Raw genomic sequence first — 20,982 nt, 5'->3', positions numbered from 1 at the left:
TTTTTAGCACGATAATCAATTACAGATTGCTCTCTTTTTTACGGATCAGGTAACGATAAGGTGCAGACTCAGTCTCTTGATTTAATAAATCATGTTCCATAAAACGGCAAAAGCCGGGGATATCACGTACTGTGGCGGGATCATCCGCAATCACTAAAAGCGTCTCACCTAATGCCATATTTCTTATGGTTTTACGCACTAACATCACAGGCTCTGGGCAACGTAGGCCTAGCGTATCTAATGTTTTAGTTGCATCATCAAATTGAGCATTCATTCTATTAACCATTCTTCTTACACTGACAGATTGCGTCATTATATCTCGCTTTTGTGTTCACATCACGGCACATTAAGCACAAAGGTATACCTGCTAACCTTTGCTTTTGTTGCGCAACAGGCGTATTATGCGCATCCTCTCATTTAAGAGAGAAATCACTGTTTTATTGGGTTCCCTCACCCCAATCACTAAAAAGGTACAATTTATGTATACGTTTACTCCCCGCCAAAAAGCGGTGGCGCTGTTATGGCTTTCTTTGTTCCATATCCTGATAATTACTTCTAGTAACTATCTTGTGCAATTGCCTATTTCCATTTTTGGTTTCCATACCACTTGGGGTGCCTTTACTTTTCCGTTTATTTTTCTGGCAACAGACTTAACGGTTCGTATTTATGGTGCGCCTTTGGCTCGACGCATTATTACTGCCGTCATGATCCCTGCATTAGCGATTTCTTACCTGATCTCAACGCTCTTTTTCCAAGGAAGTTGGCAAGGTTTTGCCTCATTAGCTGATTTTAATATCATGGTGGCAAGAATTGCGACAGCAAGCTTTATGGCTTATGTGTTAGGTCAAATCATGGATGTGTCTGTCTTTAACCGTTTAAGACAACAACAAAAATGGTGGGTAGCACCAAGTGCAGCGATGTTCTTTGGGAATTTACTCGATACTCTCGCCTTCTTCTTTATTGCATTTTATCGTAGTACTGACGCATTTATGGCGGAGAATTGGGTTGAAATTGCATTGGTTGACTACGTGTTTAAATTGACCATTTGTATGCTGTTCTTCTTGCCTGCATATGGTGTTTTGCTGAATTTTATTTTGCGTCACTTTTTCGCACAAGAAAATGAAAAACAAGATTATGCTGAAATTCGCTCATAATCTGTCTCACCTCGCAAAAAAATAATGGTATAAATGTCATAATTCAAATAATAAAGCTTCATAAGTCAATTTTATGAAGCTTTATTCTAAATGAAATAATTTATTATTTTATGTAAATATTTCTTATAGTAATTAATTAGCATGATTAGTCAAACAACGTACAGAATATTACTTAAATATCATTATTGTGATATTTTTTGCATGCTAATATAAAAATGATTAATTATTTACAATGAAATATTTTATTCATCTATTAAACTGTTAATGTATTTAAGTTCATCTCCATAGAATTCTCTGTCAATTGGGATGACAAGCCCCACCATAAGGATTTTTTACTCTCTTTTGCGAATAGTAGGAGTCTATTATGTTAAAAGTTATTCAATCCCCCGCTAAATATATTCAAGGGCCAGATGCGTTATACCATATTGGTAAATACGCAAAACCTTTTGGCGATAGAGCGCTGATTATTGCTGATAAATTTGTTATGGATCTCGTCGGCAGTACTGTCAAAGACAGTATGTCTCAATATGAAGTGAATGGGCACTTTGAACTGTTTAATGGTGAATGCACACACAACGAAATCAATCGGTTATCTGAACTTGCAAAAGCACAAGCCTCCCTTGTGATCATCGGCGTTGGTGGTGGTAAAACACTTGATACTGCCAAAGCAGTTGCTTATAAATGCCAGCTTCCTGTCGTCATCTCCCCAACAATTGCTTCTACTGATGCGCCAACAAGCGCACTTTCTGTGATTTATACAGAATTAGGCGCATTTGATAGCTACCTTTTCTACCCAACAAACCCTGATGTTGTCGTGATGGACACAAATATCATCGCGTCTGCACCAGCTCGTTTATTAGTGGCAGGAATGGGGGATGCTTTAGCAACTTACTTCGAAGCAAGAGCCTGTAGTCATGCTCAAAAACAGACCATGGCAGGGGGTAAATCAACACTAGCAGCCCTAGCTCTGGCTGAACTTTGCTATAACACCCTTTTAGAAGATGGCTATAAAGCAAAACTCGCAGTAAGCCGAGGTGTTTGTACCACTGCGGTAGAAAATATTATCGAAGCTAATACCTTCTTAAGTGGTATCGGTTTTGAAAGCGCGGGGCTTGCGGCAGCTCATGCCATTCATAATGGATTTACGGCATTAGAAGAGTGTCACAATATGTACCATGGTGAAAAAGTCGCCTTTGGTACATTAGTCCAATTAGTGTTAGAAAACAGTCCATTAGAAGAGTTAGAAGAGTTCCTTGATTTCTGTATTTTAGTCGGGCTGCCAGTCACTTTAGAAGAGCTGGGGATCAATGCAACAGGCGATGAATTAAATGAAAAAATCATGGCAGTTGCTGAGTTAAGTTGTGCTGAGGGCGAGACAATTTACAACATGCCATTTGATGTTGATTCCGATAAGGTTTATGCCGCTATTTTAACTGCCGATCAATTAGGACGGGAATGGCTTTATTAAAGCCTGAGTAAACAGGGAGTGTTTATCTCCCTGTTTGCATTTACAAAAAAGGTGATTTATGGTCAGTATCGTATTAGTTTCAAAAAGTCTTACGCTCGCCAATGGTATTAAAGAGCTTGTTAATCAGACTGTAGATCGCCAAGTAAAAATTGTCATTGCAACCAATTATCAAACACCTTCTGATCTTGCTAATGAAGTGTCACCAGAAACTATACTCACAGCAATTAAAAAGTGTTACAGCAAACAAGGTGTACTCGTTTTACTCGATACTTATCATTCAGCACAAAATGCGGCACTCGCTATCGCTAATCTTGAGCATGACGTTGCCACTAACGTCGCGTTAAGTTCAGCGCCGATTGTTGAAGGCACCTTGGCTGCCGCCAATAGTATTGCGTTAGGTGCTTCACTTGAAGAAGCTGAAAAAGCAGCGCATAAAACCATTACAATTAAAAAACTGCAATTAGGCGAAAATCTGCCTAATTTAAATCTTCATCCTAAAAACACAAATTACGAACCTGTCAGAATTATCACCGCACCTGTTTGGCTATACCCTTATCATCGTTTTGTGATCTCGCGTAAAAAAATATCCTCTCACTTATTACTTGAAGAGCAAAAACGTCTCGTAAAAGCCATTGAGCGATCCAAAAAGGATATAGACTGGTTAACCGAAGAAGCGTACCGCAAGATTGGAGAACAATATGCCCATATTTTTTCTAGTCACCGTTTCTTATTAGAAAATACCGAATTACAACTGACTGTATGTAGCATGATAAGCAAACATCACTGTAATGCGGAATTTGCCTTACAGCAGACATTTATTGATTTAATAGATACTTATGCGCAAATGGATGATGATAATATGCGCGCTCGTGAAAGTGATTTAGATGATATTTTATCTCGATTACTGCGCTATTTAACTTCTGCGCCTCCGCCAATCACGCATCCTCCTTATACAAACGCAATTCTGGTAACAAAACAGCTTCATCCCTCCACATTAATGACCCTTGATACCAATAAGATCAAAGGAATTTTATTAAGTCACGGTAATCCTCTGTCTAATACAACCGTATTAGCGAATGCACTAGATATTCCAATTATTAATGAAGCGGGAAATCAAGCGCTCTCGCTGACTGACGGACAAAATATAACGCTAAAAAAAGTCCAGAATATTTGGCTTTATCAAAACACCTATATTTCACATTAAAAATAAGCATATTTAAATGACCTGAATTTCCCTGTATCAGGTTATTTAATTTCCTTATTCTTTTATATTTCACATCTGTTTTACTAAAAATAAAAAAAGGGAATAAAAGATCCTCTTTTATTCCCTAGCTGCTTGTTATCTTAGTAATCAATTACTTTTTTATTATCTAATAGGCAATACTTATAATGCTCTTGCCAATAAACTAATGGGGTGTTCACATTTTTTCGTCGTTGACATCTCAATTTGCCATTTACAGGTTTCACAGTCTGTAATTACCAAATCACAGCCGCTCTCTTCAATTTGGCGGAATAAACCCGCACCAATGCCTTGAGCAACATCGTAGTTTTCAGATTTAAAACCGTAAGTTCCGGCAATACCACAGCATTGAGAATCTAAAACAATAACCTCAACACCTGGGATACGCTTAATTAAATCAATGGAATACGCAGTCCATCCCATTTTTTCCATATGACAAGGTGTGTGATATGCCACTTTTAACGGAGTGTGTTTCAGTGGTAATTCACGACCTTCTTCTAATAAACGATAAATATAACGTGTCGCTAATTCAATATTTTCACGTACTTTGGATGTATCAACATCAAGGATATGTTCATACTCATCACGAATAGTGAAAGTACAGGTTGATGATGTTGCAACGACAGGAATATTGTTTTCAACAATTTTTTCTGTCAGAGATTCAAGGTTTACCGCGGCTTGTTTTTTAGCTTGTTTAACAAAACCATTCGCAATTAATGCAACACCACAGCATTTTTCACGTTTTAATAACTGAACACCAATCTCCATTTTGTTGAATACTTTAACTAAATCTTTACCTAATTGTGGGTGGTTATAGTTAGCGTAACAACCATGGAAGAAGGCAACTTGATCTTTAAAACGCGCCTGCTCTTCAACTTGTTTTTTCATCCATGTTCTAAATGTACCAAAAGAGTATTTTGGTAATTCGCGACGATGGTCGATTTTAAGTGCTTTATCCAAGATCTTGCGTACAGGTTTTAATCCTGTAATGGTATTTACTATCGGCGCCATTGGCGTTGATAATGACCCCATTAGATCCGTATGACTTAAAATAGCATCACGAAGTTTTGGTGTTTTTGTATTGTAGTTCAGTTTCGCGCGCGAAATGATGTCACCAATCTTCACATCTGACGGACAAGCAACTTCACAACGCTTACAATTGGTGCAATATTTCAATGCTTCATCATAAAGCATTGGATCTTTTAGACGTAAACGCTCACCATCAGGACCCGCTTGTTTAGGACCCGGATAAAGTGGATTCACTTTTGCAACAGGGCAATAAGTTGTACAAACAGTACACTTAATGCACGCTTCAAAACTGTTATCATGTAAACTCATTGTGCTGCCTCCACAACCGCAGATGTGGTCTGTTCTGATTTATTGCGCTGTAAAATTTGTTGCGCTGCATAAAGTGCGCTGATCATTGAAACACCGGCACCACAACCTTCATTAAGAGGGTCAAACCCACCTAATACAGCGCCTACAGCGTAAACATTCTCTAAGACTTCGCCATATTTCATCGGTCTTAATTGGCTATCTGTATCAACACCAAATCGCATATAAGGCTGTTTTGCAAAGACATTGACTTGTGTCCACTCATTGCGTGGTAATGTCTCTATCAAATCAAGTTCCATCAAAGGTTCATAGACACGATCAAACTCTGCAATTAACCCATTATTGAAGAAACTGCCCGTTGCCAATACAACATGTTCACTACGAATAGGAATGTCAGTATGGTTTCGAGTATGAATACCTGTAACTTTACTCCCCACTAAATCAACTTGTTCTGCACGATCACCCGGCATGATTAAACCGCCCGCTTTTTGGAAACGCAGTTTTAATGCTTGATGTAAACGAATACCCAATAGTGATGGTGGCAATGTCGGTAATAAACAGATAGGTTTACCTACAAGTTGTTGAAGTAGCGTCACCGGCTCTTCAGCATCCAGCCCAATACATGCAGGTAAAATAATTGCTTCAACACTATCATCGATATGCTTTTTCAGCTCTTCCGCTAACGCTTTAGTGTTTTCAGGCTTATCTAAATAACGCGCAATATTAACGGCTCTAAATTCACTTGGATTATCACGCAATCTGTCTAATAGCGGTAAGTGAATATGATAAGGAATAGCCTCAACACCTTGCTCATTCAGCGTATTACTTGCAAATTGTGGCTGAAAATCTAAGAAGCCTTCAATGCCAACAACAGCCAGCTTTTTCCATGGCAACCCTTGATCAACACCATGAGTTGGCACACGTTTTGGACTCATCCAACTCATACGTGAACGTCCAACGGGTGTAATACGATAATGGTTTTCATCACCATTGCCTTGATATTCAAGACCTTTCGTACTTGATAATAATGCTTGAGCCTGTTCAATTAAGGTTGAAACCTGAATTTCACCCATACGGCTATAAGGATGTTTCGGGGCAAGTTCAGCCAATGCGGCTAACGCTTTTTTAGGTTGAGTCACTAATGAACCATCAGGAAGATGAGTTAATAGATCTAGCGAACCTGATGAAAAATGTAGTGCGCTCTGACCATTACTGATAATTGCGCAAGACTTACCGGCTTCAGCAAGACGAATACCTGCGGTTAAACCTGCAAGCCCGCTACCTATAATGATGACGTCAAATTTCATTATCTGCCTCCGCTGAAGCTGTTTTTTCAATCATATCAGCATCTAAACCACATAAACCTTGATAAACCCAACTGGTAAATTCACTCTCACGCAACGCATTACCCCAAGCAATTGGTCGAATACCTTTCCAACGCTCATTTAAGAAATGGGCAAGCTGTTGTTCTGATTCATGAGGAGTCGTGACTTGTAAACGGTTTAATAAACCCGCAGCACGACAAGCACAAAGCTCACCTTGGCATGTTCCCATCCCCACACGAGTACGGCGACGTAAATCAAGTAAGTTATTGACGGTTAAAGAGTTAACCGCATAGCGAACTTCCCCTGCGGTAACAGCTTCACATTCACAGACTAAACTCTTATCACTGCGTTCATTACTCAATAATTTATTCGCCAAATCACCGTGACGATAAACTGCAGAACCACGAATTGGCGCAGGCAATGAAACAACACTACGTAATGCTTGCTCTGCAGATTGGCGAGAGCCAGGTAAGGCTTCTTCTGCGGTTGTACATTTAGCAGAGACATTTAATTTTTCGCAGATTTTATCTGTTGCCCATTCAGCCATTAAACGGTAAGTCATTAATTTACCGCCCGTAATGGTAATAAAGCCTTCTAATCCATCACGTTGCGCATGGTCGAGTAAAACAATACCACGGCTAACATTACGACCTGATGGATCATCATCACTTGCAACTAAAGGACGCACACCAGCATAAGCACGTAAAATGCGAGTTTGAGCCAATTTTGGCGCTAACATTGAACCTTCACGAATGAGAATATCGACTTCTTCTGGGGTGACATACATATTGTCGATTTCATCGTAAGGTACGCGTGTTGATGTTGTACCAATCAATGAAATGGTATCGCCAGGCACTAAAATATCGGCATCCGCAGGTTTACGACAGCGGTTAATCACCATATTGTTAATGCGATGACCCAAAATCAGCAACGCACCTTTGGCTGGGAACATACGAACTTTTAGCTCGCCATATTCAGCGATTTTTTGTCCCCAAATTCCCCCTGCATTTGCCACTATTTGCGCGCGAATTTCATACAGTTTTTTCGCTTGGTGATCGTAAACTTTCACACCTTTAACGCGGTCGCCTTCACGAACAAGCCCCACGACTTCATGATAAGTCAGTACTTGGGCACCATGTTCGCGGGCATCTAACATATTTGCGGCAGTTAAACGGAAAGGATCGACAGTACCATCTGGCACTTTAACCGCACCGATTAAATTCGGGTTAACAGATGGCTCTAAGCGAATGGCTTCTTCGGGTGAAATCGCTTGAGCATCAATACCTGCGGCTTGGCAAGATTGAATAAAAGTCTGTTGAAACTCTAAAGAATCTTCAGGAAGGGTAATAAAAAGGCCATCCGTTTTTTCAACACAATGACGAGCGACCCGTTTTAAAATCATGTTTTCTTCAATACACTCACGCGCTGACTCAGGGTCTGTTACTGCATAACGCGCACCACTGTGTAACAATCCATGATTTCGACCGGTTGCACCGGTTGCAATATCATGTCTTTCTAGCAGGATGCAACGTAATCCACGGCGTGCACAGTCTCTTGCCATGCCTGCACCGGTTGCTCCCCCGCCAATAATAATGACATCTGTTTCTGTCACTGGTGAACCGCTCATCATAGAGATGCCCTCTCACATTACATTCAGCAAACGCTTAATTATTCTTTAGCGTTAATTATAGTGTATAAGATACACAAAAAATGTGGTTAATGTTTGATAATGAGCAAAAACGAAAGAGAAACGCTCACGAGTGAAAAATTAAAACCACAAGTGTGATACTAATCACAAATTATTTAACAAAAACTATTTGATAAAGTTAACATATCACTCAAAATTGCACATCTTGAAAAATTATTCGACAACTGAGTAATACCTCACAGTAAATTTGATTGTATAAGTTTACTATTAAGTTCGTTAAAGAAAATTTTTTGATAACTTCACTGTTCGTTTTGTCATTATTTAATATCAACATATTAAAATAAAAGCCATCGGAGGCTAATATGTTAAGTCTGTTTAGACCTGCGCCACATAAAGCGCGTTTGCCAAAAGAGCAGATAGATCCTGTCTATCGTCGTCTGCGCTGGCAGATCTTTATGGGGATTTTCTTCGGTTACGCTGCTTATTATTTAGTAAGAAAAAACTTTGCACTAGCAATGCCTTATCTTGTAGAAGAAGGGTTCTCTAAAGGTGACCTAGGTTTTGCTTTATCAGGGATCTCGATTGCTTACGGTTTCTCTAAGTTTATCATGGGCTCATTCTCTGACCGTGCTAACCCTCGTTATTTCTTACCAGCAGGTCTTATTTTAGCCGCTTTAGTGATGCTATTTATGGGCTTTGTACCATGGGCAACTTCGAGCATTATGATAATGTTCGTTCTGTTGTTCCTTTGTGGTTGGTTCCAAGGTATGGGTTGGCCTCCTTGTGGACGTACAATGGTACACTGGTGGTCACAAAAAGAACGTGGCGGGATCGTTTCTATCTGGAACTGTGCGCATAACGTTGGTGGTGGCTTACCTCCATTACTGTTCTTATTAGGTATGGCATGGTTTAACGACTGGAAAGCAGCGTTATATATGCCAGCATTTGCGGCAATCTTAGTTGCTATGATTGCATTCGCATTAATGCGTGATACACCACAATCTTGTGGTCTTCCACCAATTGAAGAATACAAAAACGACTATCCACCTGATTATAAAGAAACTGACGAGCAAGAGCTGACTGCAAAAGAAATCTTTATGAAGTATGTGTTCCCTAACAAACTTCTGTGGATGATTGCGATTGCTAACGTGTTTGTTTACTTACTGCGTTATGGCGTACTGGACTGGTCACCGACTTATCTGCGTGAAGTAAAAGACTTCGCAATGGATAAATCATCATGGGCTTACTTCTTATATGAATACGCTGGTATCCCAGGCACACTGCTGTGTGGTTGGATGTCGGATAAAGTATTCAGAGGTAACCGTGGTGCAACAGGCGTGTTCTTCATGACCTTAGTAACTATCGCAACTATCGTATTCTGGATGAACCCAGCGGGTAACCCGAATGTTGATATGGCGTGTATGTTAATCATCGGTTTCTTAATCTACGGTCCTGTTATGTTGATTGGTCTGCATGCGCTAGAGCTTGCACCGAAAAAAGCAGCAGGTACAGCAGCAGGCTTTACCGGTCTATTCGGTTACTTAGGTGGTTCTGTTGCAGCGAGTGCTATCGTAGGTTACACAGTTGACTACTTCGGTTGGGATGGCGGCTTTATGGTCATGATCGGCGGTAGTGCGCTATCTGTTGTGTTATTACTTATCGTGATGGTTACTGAAACCAAACACAAACGTGAAATGCTTCAGAAGTACGAATAATCGCTAACTGATTATTTATGAAATTAGTTAAATCTCATCTCTAAAAACCAAGCCACATCAACTGTTTTGATGTGGCTTTTTTATTGCCAACTGTACATAACTTTGTTGTACGTAGAATTAAAATGGAGCAGCTTTATGAGTACATCTTTTAGAATAAAACCGTTAGTTGCAGGCGTTCTTTTAACTCTATCTTTAAGTGCAATCGCACAAGCGGCAAGTGATAAGGTCGTTATTGCTCACCGTGGTGCAAGTGGTTATTTGCCTGAACATACGCTTCCTGCCAAAGCATTAGCTTATGCCCAAGGCGCAGATTATCTCGAACAAGACTTAGTGATGACCAAAGACAACGAATTAGTTGTTTTACATGACCACTATCTTGATCGCGTAACAGATGTGGCTGATCGTTATCCTAATAGAGCAAGAAAAGATGGTCGTTATTACGCTATCGACTTTACGCTTGAAGAAATTAAAGGGCTGAAATTTACTGAAGGTTTCGACATTGTTGACGGTAAAAAAGTCCAAAGTTACCCAAACCGTTTCCCTATGGGTAAATCGGATTTCCGTGTACATACTTTCCAAGAAGAAATTGAATTTATCCAAGGTTTAAACAAATCAACCGGCCAAGATATTGGCATTTACCCTGAAATTAAAGCACCTTGGTTCCATGAACAAGAAGGTAAAGACATTACCACCAAAGTACTGGAAGTACTTAAACAGTACGGTTATACGAAAAAAACCGACAATGTTTATCTACAATCATTCGATGCTAACGATCTAAAACGCATTAAAACAGAATTGATGCCAAAAATGGGCATGGATCTAAAACTTGTGCAGTTAATTGCCTATACCGACTGGAATGAGACATATGAGAAACAGCCTGATGGTACATGGACAAACTACAGCTATGAGTGGATGTTCAAGCCCGGTGCAATGAAAGAAATTGCAACTTATGCTGATGCTATTGGCCCTGACTACCATATGTTAGTAGAGGCCGATTCAACGCCAGAAAAAATCACCTTAACGGGAATGGCTGCTGATGCTCATGCTAATAAACTAACCATTCATCCATTTACTGTTCGTGTTGATAAACTGCCTAAATACGCAAAAGATGGTGATCAACTTTACGACATCATTTATAACCAAGCGGGCGCTGAGGGTGTCTTTACTGACTTCCCTGATTTAGGCGTTAAATTCTTACAAAAACAAGCTAAATAACTCATCGTTTTTTATTTACGCTTAAATAATTCAAGGTGCAGCTAGGTGACAAATGAATATAGTCAACAACGCTGCAACTTGAAGTATGACGAGTATCCTAGATATTTGCGCCCTTTCTGATTGTATATTCCTTCATCTTTCTCTAACTTATTCTCATAATTTAATTAAAAACCATAATCACTTTTTGATTTAGCTATCATTATTTATTAAATATTTAGAGGAAGGGATCACGATGACAATAATGGCTATTATTTTACTTGTTCTTATCGTTCTTTTTATTGGTTGGGGAATTTCCATTTACAACCGTCTTATTGCAACACGCAATCAAGTCAGTAATCAGTTTGCGAATATTGACGTTATTTTAAAACAAAGAGCTGACCAAATTCCTCAATTAATGGCGATAGCTGAAAAAGCGATGGAGCACGAAAAAAGTGTATTTATTGCCTTAAGTGACGCAAGACAACGTTATTTTAAAGCACAAAATATTAACGAAAAAATCAGCGCAACAAATGAGATGAATACAGCACTGCGAGGCATGATTGCCCTTGCTGAAAATTATCCGACGTTAATTTCAGGCGAACAATTGGCACTACTTCAAACTGCGGTTAGTGATGTAGAAAATAAAATTGCTCAACGTCGTGAAGGCTTTAATGATGCAACAACTAACTACAATACCGCAATAGAGATGTTTCCTGATAGCTTAATTGCTGGTCTTTTCCGCTTTGAACGTATGCAATTACTAGAAATACCAAAAGAAGAAATAAAATTTGAAGGAATTCATTTTAAATAATAGCCAGTTAAATTACCGCATTAAGGATAAATTGCAGTGTTAATTTATTTTTTTATCGGCTGTGCTGTGGGCGCATTAATCTATTTTTTACGCAGCAAACGCCCTCAAAAAAAGAAGAACAGCTTGAGCATTATTCCCTTTTTAGGGATCGCGTTTTCTGCTGGAAACTATCTATTTTTTTCACGAGAAACTCACCTTTATCCTAGTGGTGAAAACTCTGTTGCTACTCTTATCTCTTGCATTGCATTCGCTGTTATTTTGCTGTTTGCATACGGTATTTCAACCCATATTGCGAATATTGGTGAGAAAGCGATAAAAAATTATCATCAATTACAAAATGAAGGAACCTCTAAATTTTCAGCACTTATCAACACAGTATTTATTAGCCTTTTATTACTGAGTTTAAGCTTCAGCTTGTTTATTGACCAAAGATTGTTCTTTTTAAGTTTCGTTTTAATGTTCGTTTACCAAATTGTCAAAAGAACGCCTGAAAAACGTTTTTTACGCTTTCAAAAAATTCTAGCCACATCTAAGATCCGCTCTTTGGCTATTGGGCTGGTTGAAATTGAAGGCAAAATAACGGCTGGGAAAAGCTTAAATAGTCGATTAGGTAAAAAAGAGTGTTATGGCTACTTCTATTATGAATATAATGTATCCACAGACAAAGAAGGTAAAAAAAGCTATCACCAAACGTTTTGCGAAAAAAAAATCAATAATTTCACGATGACAGACGATACTGGGTCAATTCAAGTTCTCGCTGCTGATACTCCCTTTATACACTTTGGTATCAAACCTCACCAAGATTTTGAGTCCAACAATAAACGTTTTAAAGAGTACATTTTAGACAAAGACACCACATATTTATTAATTGGTGATGCAGAGTCTATCAATGGCGAAGTGGTTATCACACGCAAAGCGCCTCATTACCTACTGGGTTTATCGCCACAAGATTATATTGTTAGTTGGAACAAAGCGCGTCCTTTACGTCGTAATGCGACTATCATCGTTATCATTGCTCTTTTTGTTATCTTTTCCATTCTAGTAATACCAATGGATTATCAAAACGGCATTTTAACGCTTTATTTTAATAGCACTTCTCTTCCTCGGTAATTAATATGGAATGGCTTATTTTCATCATTTTTATTCTCACCTTGGTTTATTTTTTAATACGCCAATTAGTGATGATTTATAACAACATGGTGATGCTAAAAAATAATTGCTATAAAGCCTTTGCAAATATTGATGTTTTATTAAAAAAACAAGCCGACTTGATCCCCATGCTGATCGTTATCACACAAAAAGCAATGGATCATGAGAAAGCTTTATTTGAACAATTAGCTGAAAATAGAGAGCGCTATTTACATGCTGATATATTAGATAAAAAAGTTAATTTAGCGAATCAGCTATTACCACAAATACAAAAATCACTCATTATTGCTGAAAAGTACCCTGAGCTTATCAGTGGGAAAAACTTACATCTATTACAAATTCAAGCGAAAGAATTAGAAGAATGCATTGCTGACAGGCGAGAATTCTTCAATCAATCCGTGACTCTCTATAATACTGAAATACGTATTTTTCCTAATATCGTGTTTACGTTTATTTTTAAATTTAAAGATATCCCTCTTTTTTGCCCTAGTAGGGAGGCAATATCATGATAGAAATTCCCTTTTCTTTTTTTGGTATAACGGATTGGTTTCTCAGCTTTAATGAGTCTATTTCGATTATTATGTTTGCCACATTTGGCGTGCTGTTCTCTATGGCCATTATTTTGCCATTAATCAGTATCACACCTTTAAAAAAATATATGCCGCAGATTGCAGGAGGATTATTTAGCTCGATATTTGTCAGCTTAATGGTCTTAATTAGCTTTAATTTAATGCTGGGTGTTAATTCTGCATTAAAGCTACTCTTAATTTGGTGGGTTATTTTATTTTCGTGTATTACGTTTTGGTTTATTAATTATCGCTATATAAAAGACGTAACAGGAAATAAGTTTGCGAAGTTTCAAGAAAAAGCCCTTGAAGCAGAAGAAAAACGCAGAAAAAGCCGAAAATCCAAAAAATAAAAGAGAGCCTAAGCTCTCTTTTTTAGCATTATCGATATCGCATTTATGCCCTGTAAACAGGGAATGCAATAACATCACTAAGGCGTTCAACACCCAGTGCCAGCATAATAAGGCGATCAACCCCTAAAGCAACGCCAGAACACTCTGGTAACCCTGCTTCAAGCGCAGCTAAAAAACGCTCATCAATAGGCTGTTCTGGCAATCCCATAGCTACTCGCTGACGATTATCACGTTCAAAGCGATGACGTTGTTCTTGTGCATCCGTCAGTTCACGAAATCCGTTCGCTAACTCAACACCTTTAAAATAGACTTCAAAACGCTCTGCGACACGATGATCTTCAGAGCTTATTTCAGCTAATGAAGCTTGTGACGCAGGGAAATGATAGATAAAGGTTGGCTTTTCTAAACCGATATGCGGTTCAACCCCAGAAACAAATAGCAACTGAAGTAACGTATCTTTATCTTCTTCAGTATCTGCAATATTTGATAGATCCAGTTTTGCTGCCACTTCACGCAATTTTTCTTTATCGACAGATAAAGGGTCAATATCGAGATAACGCAAAAATGCTTGTTGATAAGAGAGTGACTCTGATGCTTCACAATCTAATACTTCTTGCAGTAGATCATCGACTTCATTCATCAACCGGTACATATCAAAACAAGGGCGATACCACTCTAGCATCGTAAATTCCGGATTATGATATCTACCGGCTTCCTCATTACGGAAGCAACGCCCCATTTGATAAATCGGTCCACTGTTTGCAGCTAATAAACGCTTCATGTGGTATTCAGGGCTTGTCATCAAATAAAGTTTTAGCCCTTGAGAAGCCCCAGGCCCCACAAATTGAGTTTCAAATGGGTAAAGATGAACATCGGTAACGGTAGCCTGACTCATCATCGGTGTTTCAACTTCTAACACGCCACGATCAGTGAAAAAACGCCTAATATTACTGACTATTTTCGCCTTTTTTAATAAGTTGGCGATTGAGGCGCTTGGCTGCCAATCCGCGATTTCACTCATGAACGAAAAACTCCAACAGAAAACAAAGCGTGCAGTTTACTCGCATCCTCTTCAACAGACAAATTTCTCCTAATAAAGAGGGGTTTCATTTTATATTTTTTCACTGATTTTTTCTTTTATTAAGTAAAAACACATAAGACAAATAAATATAATTCTACAAAACATCTACTTTGATGCGCTTTTTATCGTTTAAATAAACACCAGTTTAGAGTAATAAACTCAGTGCTTTTTCGCTATTTTTATAAAAAGAGTTAATTAGAATAATTCTTTTTCTCAATTGCGAATAACAATAAACTAACACTATGCTTATATTTAAATAGCCAAACTCATCTAAACTTCAAAGTTAACTTTCTATTTAAATCTACGTATTTTGATGAGAATTAAAAACCTTTAGAAATATTATTAATATTCTATTAACAATTAACAAGACAAACCGATTTGTTTTAGATAAATAGTAAAAAATTTATTTTAGTTTTTAAAATGGACTTTTATTAATTTAAATTACACTTAAGAAAGATAAAAATATTTACCCTTTAAAATCAATATGTAATAAAAAACCATTGTCATTTTCAATTAAAGTTATCTATACTTTCAAAAAAAATTATTCATTACTATTTATAATTTTCAATTTAGAAAAATATATTCTATTTGATCTTCAAGTTTCTCTGGTGGCTTATTAGTTAAACCCAGAATTCTTGGCGTAGATCACACTTTTTTTGCGAAATACGGGAAAACCATCATTCATATCAAATTTCGGTGTCCTACATTTCGTTATACTAAAATTACAGTCAATGATAATAAAGATGTTATCAAGCGCAGTCACAAGGTAGTGAAACAATTTCGTTACGGATAGCGTAAAAAAATAGCATTACAAATTAATAATGTCAGTGAATTGAATTCTAGACAATTATTCCAATTTTCACTTGAACAATGGAGAAGCGCAGTGCAAACCTTTAATGCCGATATAGCGATAATCGGAGCCGGGGGCGCAGGCTTACGAGCAGCAATAGCTGCTGCGGAAGCTAATCCTCAACTGAAAATTGCTCTGATCTCAAAAGTTTACCCAATGCGTAGCCACACCGTGGCAGCAGAAGGCGGATCAGCAGCAGTGACTCAGGCTCACGACTCCTATGATTTCCACTTCAATGATACCGTTTCAGGCGGTGACTGGTTGTGTGAACAGGATGTCGTCGATTACTTCGTTGAGCATTGTCCAACAGAGATGACTCAACTAGAACTCTGGGGCTGTCCTTGGAGCCGTAAAGAAGACGGGTCAGTCAACGTCCGACGTTTTGGTGGGATGAAGATCGAACGGACCTGGTTCGCAGCCGATAAAACCGGCTTCCATATGCTACATACCCTGTTCCAAACATCCTTAAAATACCCACAAATTCAACGTTTCGACGAACACTTTGTTCTCGATATTCTTGTTGATGAAGGTCACGCTCGTGGTCTTGTTGCAATTAATATGATGGAAGGGACGAAAGTTCAAATTCGTGCTAACGCTGTCATTATGGCAACCGGTGGTGCAGGACGAGTTTATCGTTTCAATACCAATGGCGGTATTGTTACGGGTGATGGTATGGGTATCGCTTTACGTCATGGCGTTCCACTGCGTGATATGGAATTTGTTCAATATCACCCAACAGGGCTACCAGGTTCAGGTATCCTGATGACCGAAGGTTGTCGTGGTGAAGGTGGTATTCTGGTCAATAAAGATGGCTATCGTTATCTACAAGATTACGGTCTAGGACCAGAAACACCATTAGGTAAACCAGAAAATAAATACATGGAATTAGGTCCTCGCGATAAAGTTTCTCAAGCTTTCTGGCATGAGTGGCGCGCAGGTCGTACCATCAAAACTCACCGTGGTGACGTTGTTTATCTTGACTTACGTCATCTGGGTGCGAAAAAACTGCATGAACGTCTGCCATTTATTTGTGAATTGGCAAAAGCGTATGTGGGTGTTGACCCAGTAAATGAACCAATCCCTGTTCGTCCTACTGCTCACTACACTATGGGTGGTATTGAAACTAACCAACAAACTGAGACTCGTATTAAAGGTCTGTTTGCTGTGGGTGAATGTTCATCTGTTGGTTTACACGGTGCTAACCGTTTAGGTTCTAACTCACTGGCAGAGCTGGTTGTATTCGGTCGTCTTGCAGGTGAAGAAGCGGTTCGTTGCGCACAAGAAGCTGCGCCAGCTAACGCCTCAGCATTAGATGCGCGTACTCGTGATATCGAAGATGGCCTGAAAAATCTGATGAACCAAAAAGGTTCTGAAAGCTGGTCACAAATTCGCGATGAAATGGGTGAATCAATGGAAGAAGGTTGCGGTATCTATCGCACACCTGAATTAATGCAAAAAACCGTTGATAAACTGGCTGAATTAAAAGAACGTTTCAAACACGTTGAAATTAAAGACACCAGTAGCGTCTTTAATACAGATTTACTGTACAAAATTGAGCTTGGCTTTGGTTTAGATGTCGCTGAATGTATGGCTCATTCCGCAATCAATCGTAAAGAGTCTCGTGGTGCACACCAACGTCTTGACGAAGGTTGTACTGAGCGTGATGACGTGAACTTCCTGAAACATACTCTGGCGTTCTATAACCCAGAAGGTGCCCCTCGTTTAGAATATAGCGATGTGAAGATCACGAAATCTGCTCCTGCTAAACGTGTCTATGGTGGTGAAGCGACTGCACAAGACAAGCAGAATAAGGAGAAAGCGAATGGCTGATGACATGAAGCACATTAAAATAGAAGTCATGCGCTATAACCCAGAAACGGACGAAGCGCCTCATTTCGTCACTTATGATGTTCCTTATGATGAGCAAACCTCATTACTGGACGCATTGGGTTATATTAAAGACAATTTAGCGCCTGATCTTTCTTATCGTTGGTCTTGCCGTATGGCGATTTGTGGCTCTTGCGGCATGATGGTCAACAAAGTGCCTAAATTGGCTTGTAAAACGTTTATTCGTGAATATCCAAACGGTATAAGAGTTGAAGCATTAGGTAACTTCCCTGTTGAGCGTGACCTTGTTGTCGATATGACTCACTTTATTGAAAGCTTAGAAGCGATTAAACCTTATATTATCGGTAATGATCGTAAGCCTTCAGAAGGGCCAAATAAACAGACTCCTGCTCAAATGGCGAAATACCACCAATTCTCTGGTTGTATCAACTGTGGTCTTTGCTATGCAGCATGTCCACAATTTGGTTTAAACCCAGAGTTTATTGGACCAGCAGCGATTACATTAGCTCAACGTTACAACACAGATAGTCGCGACCATGGGGCAAAAGAACGTATGCCTCAGTTAAATGGTGAGAACGGTGTCTGGTCTTGTACCTTTGTTGGCTACTGTTCTGAAGTCTGTCCAAAACATGTGGATCCTGCTGCCGCTATTCAGCAAGGTAAAGCAGCCAGTGCGCAAGACTTTGTCATTGCGATGCTGAAACCACGTTAAGGAGGAAACAAGACATGACAACAAAACGTAAGCCTTATGTTCGTGGCATGCAACCAAACTGGTGGACGAAGCTTGGATTCTATCGTTTCTATATCACCCGTGAAGGGACTTGTCTTCCACAACTTTGGTTCAGTCTGGTTGTTCTGTTTGGTGTATTCGCACTGAAAAATGGACCAGAAAGTTGGGCAGGTTTCGTTGGATTCCTGAGCAACCCAATTGTAATGCTAATTAACATTGTGACCCTTATTGCAACAGTCTTCCACTCTGCGACTTGGTTCAAACTTGCACCAAAAGCAGTGGTTATCATTGTTAAAGATGAAAAATTGCCGCAAGAACCTATTGTTCGTGGTTTCTGGGGTGTCACTATCGTTGTTACTGCCGCTATTCTGGCAGTGGCGTTAATTTAACCCAGGAGGAAATAATGAATCAGAATCAACTTCCTAAGCGCTCTGATGAACCTATTTTCTGGGGATTATTTGGTGCAGGTGGTATGTGGAGTGCGATTGTTTCTCCAGCAATCATCATCCTGCTCGGTATCCTAATCCCTATGGGTATTGCGCCAGAAGCATTTACTTATGAACGTATTATGGCATTTAGCCAAAGCATCATTGGCCGTCTGTTCTTACTGCTAATGATTATTCTGCCAGTTTGGTGTGCATTACACCGTATTCACCATACTCTGCACGATTTTAAAGTGCATGTACCTGCAAGCAAATGGGTATTCTATGGTGGTGCAGCAATTATCAGCGTTATCGCTATCATTGGTGTATTTACTCTGTAATTGATTAATACGTAAAGATTAAAAGCCACTCAATTGAGTGGCTTTTTTTTATGAAATTTTTTAATTACATCTATCTTATTAAAATATATTTAAACAACTTATGTCTTATTAAAAAACTCTTTAATAAAAAATATCAAAATTACTTATCCAAAATACACATACAGTAATGATGAATATTAATAGGCTACATCTAGAAACATAGGTCACTGAATTTTTATTAATAACCTAATAATTAAAAATGGAATAAATAATTATTTATTATCAATAAATTATAATGATTTATTTTATTTTTATGCCGTATTTATTATTTAAAAAATGCCGTATTTCTTCCTATGTAACGTTCTCTCGTGTATGCTTTCTGTACATAAAAGGAGGTTCTATGACAGCCGCAAATCAAATTAACCAAAAATTAAAGCGTTCAAGGCGTTATGTCTTTGAACGCAAAGATTTTGAAGATATTGCCAGTTATGACCAAATTGGTCGCGCACTTAATCAATTGATCAAGCAAGGTAACCTAATGAAAATTGGGTATGGTCTTTACACCAAAGCGCGGGAAAACAGCCTCACGGGTCGCTTAATGCCAACTAATCCAGGTGGTACAGATGCTATTTTACGTGAAGTTCTTAAGATGAAAGGCGTAGACTTTGAAATAGATGCGCTATCTTTGCAAAGTCTTTCTGGTAATAGCACACAAATCCCTTCATCTGTAAGGTATTCGTGGGATCCAAAACAGTTTAATCGTAAGCTGGTTATTGGTAATCGAGTCCTTAGCGCACCAAATAGCAAATGATAAAATTAAAAAATCAATTTTTAGAGGTTTCCGATGCTTTAGCGCTCGGAAACCCTGCTATCCCTGAAAAAGATTACTGGGTAGTTGCTTTACTTGCTCAATTAGCGACACTTAATTTTGATACACACCAAATAGTCTTTTCTGGCGGAACTGCACTGGCTAAATCCCATGTAAGAATATTCAGAATGTCAGAAGATGTTGACATCAAACTCATTCCAACAGATGTATTTAACTTATTTTCTCGAGATAAACGTAAAGCGAAGCGTAAAGCCTTATTAAAAGAAATCGAAGATATTCTTACCCTTCAATCAAGCCATTTTTCTATTGAAGAAAAAATAGTTCGTGATGAATACCGCTACGTTGAATATCAACTAAAATACCCTCAACAATTTAGTCAAGCACCCTGTTTACGTCCAATCATCAAACTAGAGTTAATCGAAACCATTCCTCTACTTCAAGTAGAACATCGTAGTATTCAATCGCTAGTTGCACAGTTGTATCGCCAATCTCAAGAAGTCGGTAAATTTGCCTGTGTCACAGTACAATCTATATTAGTTGAAAAAGTCATTTCTATGCTACGACGTACCATGCTAGTTAAGCGAGATCCTAAGCGTAAAGATGATCCTACATTAGTACGCCATATCTACGATATATACTGTATTAATATAGACCAACAGCTTGATTATAAAGCTCTGATACCTCTTTTTCGTATTGTATTACAAGAAGATGTGAAACGTTTTGGTAAGCAACATTTAGACTTTGTTATTGATCCAATTAAAGAATTACAACTCGGTTTGACAGAGTTAGAATCTAATCCATTATATTATCAAAGGTTTATAGATTTCGTTACTCCAATGGTATTTACTACTGAAATACCTAATTTCGATACTTGTTTTGCCTCATTTAAGAGTATTGCTCAGTCATTAATGATAAATAACTAAAAGAGAGTACCCACTAGATGA

Annotated in this window: 20 protein-coding genes; 15 read left to right on the top strand and 5 right to left on the bottom strand. The window is 38.6% G+C overall.

Annotated features, from left to right (window positions below; translation table 11 throughout):
• Positions 1–19: 19 nt before the first annotated feature.
• Positions 20–274, bottom strand: coding sequence for a sulfurtransferase TusA (gene tusA, locus QQS39_RS02515; RefSeq protein WP_069368408.1), 255 nt, complete (start codon positions 272–274; stop codon positions 20–22).
• A gap of 205 nt (positions 275–479) precedes the next feature.
• Between tusA and QQS39_RS02510 the strand changes: the two genes are divergently transcribed.
• The 3 genes from QQS39_RS02510 (at position 480) to QQS39_RS02500 (ending at position 3,826) form a co-directional block, all read left to right on the top strand.
• Entirely contained in the window at positions 480–1,154 is a 675-nt protein-coding gene (locus QQS39_RS02510) for a 7-cyano-7-deazaguanine/7-aminomethyl-7-deazaguanine transporter (RefSeq protein ID WP_151434144.1), read from the top strand.
• 364 nt (positions 1,155–1,518) lie between these two features.
• Complete coding sequence (locus QQS39_RS02505; RefSeq protein ID WP_151434143.1) at positions 1,519–2,622, top strand: glycerol dehydrogenase; 1,104 nt, start codon at positions 1,519–1,521, stop codon at positions 2,620–2,622.
• Positions 2,623–2,680: 58 nt separating this feature from the next.
• The gene (locus QQS39_RS02500; RefSeq protein WP_285805325.1) at positions 2,681–3,826 is read left to right on the top strand and encodes a phosphoenolpyruvate-utilizing N-terminal domain-containing protein; all 1,146 of its coding nucleotides are present in this window, start codon (positions 2,681–2,683) and stop codon (positions 3,824–3,826) included.
• A gap of 180 nt (positions 3,827–4,006) precedes the next feature.
• Here the strand turns inward: QQS39_RS02500 and glpC are convergent, their stop codons facing one another.
• The 3 genes from glpC to glpA are packed head-to-tail and all read right to left on the bottom strand — an operon-like array spanning position 4,007 to position 8,152.
• Entirely contained in the window at positions 4,007–5,200 is a 1,194-nt protein-coding gene (gene glpC, locus QQS39_RS02495; protein ID WP_151434141.1) for an anaerobic glycerol-3-phosphate dehydrogenase subunit GlpC, read from the bottom strand.
• Positions 5,197–6,504: a glycerol-3-phosphate dehydrogenase subunit GlpB gene (glpB, locus tag QQS39_RS02490; protein WP_285805324.1), complete on the bottom strand. Its 1,308-nt coding sequence runs from the start codon at positions 6,502–6,504 to the stop codon at positions 5,197–5,199. The genes glpC and glpB overlap by 4 nt, the downstream gene beginning before the upstream one ends.
• Positions 6,494–8,152, bottom strand: a complete 1,659-nt coding sequence (gene glpA / locus QQS39_RS02485; protein ID WP_285805323.1) for an anaerobic glycerol-3-phosphate dehydrogenase subunit A — start codon at positions 8,150–8,152, stop codon at positions 6,494–6,496. Before glpA ends, glpB begins: the two co-directional genes overlap by 11 nt.
• 380 nt (positions 8,153–8,532) lie before the next feature.
• On the opposite strand from glpA, the gene glpT reads away from it, so the two are divergent.
• From glpT to QQS39_RS02455, 6 genes are all read left to right on the top strand, one after another.
• Positions 8,533–9,885 (top strand): glycerol-3-phosphate transporter, encoded by a 1,353-nt coding sequence (glpT, locus tag QQS39_RS02480; protein WP_285805322.1) that lies wholly within the window; start codon positions 8,533–8,535, stop codon positions 9,883–9,885.
• Positions 9,886–10,020: 135 nt separating this feature from the next.
• Positions 10,021–11,100 (top strand): glycerophosphodiester phosphodiesterase, encoded by a 1,080-nt coding sequence (glpQ, locus tag QQS39_RS02475; protein ID WP_151434138.1) that lies wholly within the window; start codon positions 10,021–10,023, stop codon positions 11,098–11,100.
• Positions 11,101–11,332: 232 nt separating this feature from the next.
• Positions 11,333–11,890: a LemA family protein gene (locus QQS39_RS02470; protein ID WP_196736101.1), complete on the top strand. Its 558-nt coding sequence runs from the start codon at positions 11,333–11,335 to the stop codon at positions 11,888–11,890.
• Between the two features lie 36 nt (positions 11,891–11,926).
• A complete protein-coding gene (locus QQS39_RS02465; RefSeq protein ID WP_285805321.1) occupies positions 11,927–13,000 on the top strand; it encodes a hypothetical protein in 1,074 nt (357 codons plus the stop codon).
• 5 nt (positions 13,001–13,005) lie between these two features.
• On the top strand, positions 13,006–13,548 hold the full coding sequence (locus QQS39_RS02460; protein WP_285805320.1) for a LemA family protein: 543 nt from the start codon (positions 13,006–13,008) through the stop codon (positions 13,546–13,548).
• Positions 13,545–13,958: a hypothetical protein gene (locus tag QQS39_RS02455; RefSeq protein ID WP_285805319.1), complete on the top strand. Its 414-nt coding sequence runs from the start codon at positions 13,545–13,547 to the stop codon at positions 13,956–13,958. Before QQS39_RS02460 ends, QQS39_RS02455 begins: the two co-directional genes overlap by 4 nt.
• 43 nt (positions 13,959–14,001) lie before the next feature.
• Here the strand turns inward: QQS39_RS02455 and epmA are convergent, their stop codons facing one another.
• Positions 14,002–14,979: an elongation factor P--(R)-beta-lysine ligase gene (epmA, locus tag QQS39_RS02450; RefSeq protein WP_023583702.1), complete on the bottom strand. Its 978-nt coding sequence runs from the start codon at positions 14,977–14,979 to the stop codon at positions 14,002–14,004.
• 943 nt (positions 14,980–15,922) lie between these two features.
• On the opposite strand from epmA, the gene frdA reads away from it, so the two are divergent.
• The 6 genes from frdA (at position 15,923) to QQS39_RS02420 (ending at position 20,961) form a co-directional block, all read left to right on the top strand.
• The gene (frdA, locus tag QQS39_RS02445; protein WP_196569913.1) at positions 15,923–17,719 is read left to right on the top strand and encodes a fumarate reductase (quinol) flavoprotein subunit; all 1,797 of its coding nucleotides are present in this window, start codon (positions 15,923–15,925) and stop codon (positions 17,717–17,719) included.
• On the top strand, positions 17,712–18,449 hold the full coding sequence (locus tag QQS39_RS02440) for a succinate dehydrogenase/fumarate reductase iron-sulfur subunit (RefSeq protein WP_151434133.1): 738 nt from the start codon (positions 17,712–17,714) through the stop codon (positions 18,447–18,449). The genes frdA and QQS39_RS02440 overlap by 8 nt, the downstream gene beginning before the upstream one ends.
• 14 nt (positions 18,450–18,463) lie before the next feature.
• Positions 18,464–18,856 (top strand): fumarate reductase subunit FrdC, encoded by a 393-nt coding sequence (gene frdC, locus QQS39_RS02435; RefSeq protein ID WP_151434132.1) that lies wholly within the window; start codon positions 18,464–18,466, stop codon positions 18,854–18,856.
• Positions 18,857–18,870: 14 nt separating this feature from the next.
• Entirely contained in the window at positions 18,871–19,230 is a 360-nt protein-coding gene (gene frdD, locus QQS39_RS02430) for a fumarate reductase subunit FrdD (protein ID WP_006535438.1), read from the top strand.
• A 379-nt stretch (positions 19,231–19,609) separates the two neighbouring features.
• Positions 19,610–20,020 carry a DUF6088 family protein gene (locus tag QQS39_RS02425; RefSeq protein ID WP_285805318.1) on the top strand — a complete coding sequence of 137 codons (411 nt, stop codon included), beginning with the start codon at positions 19,610–19,612 and terminating at the stop codon, positions 20,018–20,020.
• Positions 20,017–20,961 carry a nucleotidyl transferase AbiEii/AbiGii toxin family protein gene (locus QQS39_RS02420; protein WP_285805317.1) on the top strand — a complete coding sequence of 315 codons (945 nt, stop codon included), beginning with the start codon at positions 20,017–20,019 and terminating at the stop codon, positions 20,959–20,961. The genes QQS39_RS02425 and QQS39_RS02420 overlap by 4 nt, the downstream gene beginning before the upstream one ends.
• Positions 20,962–20,982: the final 21 nt, after the last annotated feature.

It is taken from the genome of Proteus appendicitidis, from assembly GCF_030271835.1.
GTDB classification, from domain to species: Bacteria; Pseudomonadota; Gammaproteobacteria; order Enterobacterales; family Enterobacteriaceae; genus Proteus; species Proteus appendicitidis.
The sequence above is the reverse complement of the archived record's forward strand: the minus strand, read 5'-3'. Positions and strand labels throughout refer to the sequence as shown.